General features: G+C 46.1%; 3 protein-coding genes. All 3 read left to right on the plus strand.

Annotated features, from left to right (window positions below; all coding sequences use genetic code 11):
- Positions 1 to 730, plus strand: a 730-nt coding sequence (locus ACO4PX_RS08850) for an ABC transporter ATP-binding protein (RefSeq protein WP_485572321.1), incomplete at its 5' end; no start/stop codon positions are given.
- Positions 731 to 744: 14 nt separating this feature from the next.
- Positions 745 to 2,847: a COG1361 S-layer family protein gene (locus tag ACO4PX_RS08855; protein ID WP_485572322.1), complete on the plus strand. Its 2,103-nt coding sequence runs from the start codon at positions 745 to 747 to the stop codon at positions 2,845 to 2,847.
- Complete coding sequence (locus ACO4PX_RS08860; protein WP_472689664.1) at positions 2,848 to 4,209, plus strand: ABC transporter permease; 1,362 nt, start codon at positions 2,848 to 2,850, stop codon at positions 4,207 to 4,209.
- Positions 4,210 to 4,387: the final 178 nt, after the last annotated feature.

Genomic DNA, 4,387 nt, shown 5'->3' on the forward strand with positions numbered 1-4,387 from the left:
AACCTGCCTGAATATGCTGGCAGGTCTGGAAAAGCCCAGCAAGGGCAGCATCACCATTACCGGAGAGTCCATTGAAAAAATGAATGAGAAACAGCTGGTGGCTTTTCGAAGGATGCATGTAGGCTTCATTTTCCAAAGTTACAACCTGATTCCCTTCCTGAATGCCATGGAAAATGTGGCCATGCCTTTGATGTTTCGAGGGGTTTCCAAGGAAGAAAGAAACAAAAAGGCTTTGGAATATCTGGATCTTATGAACATCGGAAAGGAAGCCAATCGTTCTCCCAACCAGATGTCCGGAGGACAGCAGCAAAGAGTGGGTATTGCCAGGGCCTTGGTGATTGATCCGGAGATTATTTTTGCGGACGAGCCTACCGGAAACCTGGATTCCCATACCACGGAAGAGGTTTTGGCCTTGATGCGAAATATCGTAGAGAAACAAAGGAAGACACTGATTATGGTTACCCATGATCCCCATATCGCCTCCTGGGCTGACCGACAGCTTAGAGTGGTGGACGGTAGGATTGTGGAAACCGTCATTCGAAAAGAAAGCAAAATCGAAGAAGAAATTTTACGGGAAAACGGTGCCCCGCCCTATACCGTTGTGGATAAGCCGGAGAAAACAGCAGATTTTTCGGAAAATTCGAAACACGCGGAAAATATAGGAGTTTCGGAAGATGGACAGGAGAATCAAGATGCTCCAAAGATAGAAGATAAAGCGGCGAAGCAGTAAGAAGGAGAAGCAAGATGAAAGAGATAAAATACAGCAGTAAGAAGATGTCTAAGGTTTCCACCAAGACAGTCGATAGAAAGAAAAATATGGGGAAAACCCTATTTTCACTCTTTTTGTGCCTTAGCCTTATGCTTCCGTTTTTCAGTCAAAGAAGCTATGCCGGCTATGTGAATACCAATCTGAATACCTTTATTCATGATGTTCAGGACGTGCCCACAGGATATCCGGGACAGGAAATGGAAGTGAAGGTTCGTATCGGTTACAACGGCTTAAACGGTCTTAGTAATCCGAATTCCGATGTGATTAATAATGTAAGAGTGCGTTTATCCAACGACCAAAGCTATCTGACCACCCAGAACAGCCCCCAAAAGACGCAAAAGAACAATCCCTACAAGGATTCTTCCGATGAAGATGAGCAGGGTGAGGCACAGAAGGATGCTTGGGAAGAGGGCTATAAGGCCGGAAAAAACAATGCCTACAACAACGGCTTAAACTACGTTTATCCGGTGGATGGAGGCGTCTATCCCTTCGAAGTGAATGCTTCTCTTTTCACCCAGGAGCAGAAATTGGGAAGCCTGAAAAAGGGAGAGTACAAGGAGTTATCCTTTAAGGTGAATGTCCGTTCCGATGCATTGAAGATGAAGGACAGCAGCGGAAATACCAGTGACGGCTACTTCGGTGTACCCTTTACCATCTGGTATGATGTACCGGGAGCCAGCCAGACACAGAATAAAACCGAGTTTGTAAACGTTTTCATCACGGAAAGCGGAGAGGTAAAGGATTCCGGAACCAAGACCGTGGCCCAGGCCTTTGTAGTGGGAGAGAACCAGAGTACCCCTGTGGGAACCTATCCCAACGCCATGAATTACAATGTAAACTTCCGAAATCAAAGCGGAAAGACCCTCTATGATGTAAAGATTAAGATGAATATGTCCTTGGCGGAAAAGGAAGCGGTACAGCTTACTGCTGCGGCAAAGGCGGAGGCGGTGAAGGATTTCCCCTTCTCCATTAACGAAGCCAACTACGACAGAGATTATGCCAAGGTGGAAAAGGGAGAGGTGATTTCCCCTGCCTATTCCATGGCTATTAAGCAAAATGCCGCCACCGGATTTTATCCCCTGTCCTATACGGTAAGCTACAAGCTGGCACCGGGAAGCACAGTTACTGTTACGGATACCTATTCCTTCTTTGTCAATGTGAAGAATCCCAACATGGTGGATGTGGAGAAGGAAAAGCTGAGAGACTTTAACGCTAACGACCGTAGTAAGGCCAGAATCATCGTGGATTCCTATAGAACAGAGCCGGAAAAGGTATATGCCGGAGACGAGTTCACCTTGATTTTAAACATGAAAAATGCTTCCAGCTCCATTGCGGCAAGCAATATTCTCTTTACTCTGACCTCGGAGAAAGCCCAGGAGCAGACCGTGTTTGCCATTTCCGAAGGTTCCAACTCCTACGTGGTGAATTCCCTTGCGGCGGGTGCCAGCACGGAGCTTAGACTGAATGTAAAGGCCAATGCGGGAGTGGATCCCAAATCTTATATTTTGACCATTAATGAAAAATACGATTCTCCCGACTTTAAGAATGCGGAGGAGAAGGTGGATATTGATATTCCGGTAAATCAGGTGGCAAGAATGGGATTTTCCAACTTTGATGTGAATCCCTCCAGTGTGCCTGTGGGCAATGAGGCCAACGCCATGTTCAGTATCAATAATACCGGACGTGTGATGCTCTACAATGTTACCGCCAATTTTGAAAATGATTGCATCAAAAAGACCACGGCCTATGTAGGAAACATTAAGCCCGGTGAAACAGGCTCTGTGGATGTTATGCTTTCCGCCGTTAAGGCAACGGATGGGGAGACTACCATTCCCGTAGAAATTTCCTATGAGGATGTAAACGGAAACAAGGCCACGGAAAAAACCGAAATTACTTTAACGGTAACGGAAGCTGCGGAGACGGATTCTATGGATGATGCAGGCGGAGCCAGCAGAGACCTTACTGAAACCAAACCCACTTCTTCCCTCCCGGTTAAAGGCATTGGCATAGGAGCAGCAGTAGTAGCTGCTGTGGGAGGAGCCGCCTATTTCATTCGTAAGAAAAGAAAGAAGAGCTAAATGAAGGTAGTAGATTTATTTCTCTTGGCCATTAACAACTTAAAACGAAGAAAGTTCCGAACGGTACTTACGGTTTTGGGTGTAGTCATCGGTACTTCCTCCATTGTAGTCATGGTGAGCCTGGGACTGGGAATGAGTGAATCTCTTATGCAGTCCTTTAAAAACTCCGGCTCACTAACGAAAATCAACATTAGTAACTACGGAGGGATGGCAGACAATACCGGTAAAAAAGCGGCGGTACAGCTGACGGATGACAGCCTGAAGCAATTGGAGACTATCCCCCATGTCACCGGTGTTTCCCCCTCCTTGGAAGTGCCGATTACTGCAAAATTCGGAGCCTATGAGGCCAACTACAGTATTCGGGGTGTTTCTCAGGCGTATTTTTCCCAGATGAAATTAAAGGAGGGAACGACGCCCCCAGCCGGAGATTCTGAACTTACATTGGTCTACGGAAATACGGTAGGAAGCTCCTTTCATAAGGTGAAAAACTGGCAGGATAGCTATGTGGCCAACCCCATGAAGGATACTATTTTCTACATTTTCCCGGAAAAGCAGGTATCCAATCCTAACGGAGTCAGCAAAGACCAGCCGGAGACAGCAAACAATAAGCCTCAGAAAAAATACATTCTTAAGACAGCCGGTATCATGGAAGGTACAGCAGAGGATTACAGTGAGGAATCCATGTATGCCTATGCGGATATTGACACTTTGAAGGCCTTCCTAAAGAAGATTTATAAGAAGGACCTGGTTCCGGATCCCAAGACGGGAAAGAACGGAAAGCCTCTTCGTTACTATGTCTACGATGAAGCCTATGTTTTCGTAGATGATATGAAAAATGTATCCGAGGTTCAGAAGACGATTACGGATATGGGGTACTCCGCATACTCTAACCTGGAATGGTTAAAGCAAAGCCAGGACTCCATCAACATGGTGCAAATGGTTTTGGGAGGAATCGGTGCAGTTTCCTTACTGGTTGCAGCCATCGGAATCATGAACACCATGATGATGTCCATCTTCGAAAGAACCAAAGAAATCGGTGTCATGAAGGTATTGGGCTGTGATATGGGGGATATCCGGAATATGTTCCTGACAGAATCCGCTCTTATCGGATTTTTCGGAGGCTTAATCGGCATTGCCTTAAGCTACGGCATTTCCGCGATTATTAACAGCTTAACCGGCGGCGGAGGAAGCGATGTGCTGAGCGGCTTTACCAATGGCGGAGAAGGACAGCTTTCCCTGATTCCGGCTTGGCTTGCTCTTTTTGCTATCGGCTTTGCCATGCTGGTGGGTATGCTATCCGGTTATTTCCCCTCTGTAAGAGCCATGAAGCTAAGTCCTCTTGCGGCTATCCGAAACGAGTAAGGAATCAGGATAGAGGAATATAGAATTGTCTTAGAGAATGCCGGAGAGTGAAAACTAAGCTCTCTAAACCTTGTTTTATGAATGGGGAAATGATACAATTTCCCCATTCTTTTTCTATTCTTATCAGGGATTTTTCGCGGAAGGCGGGATAATCTATATATAAGTTTAGAGGGAAGCA

The organism is Oribacterium sp. (assembly GCF_057249185.1).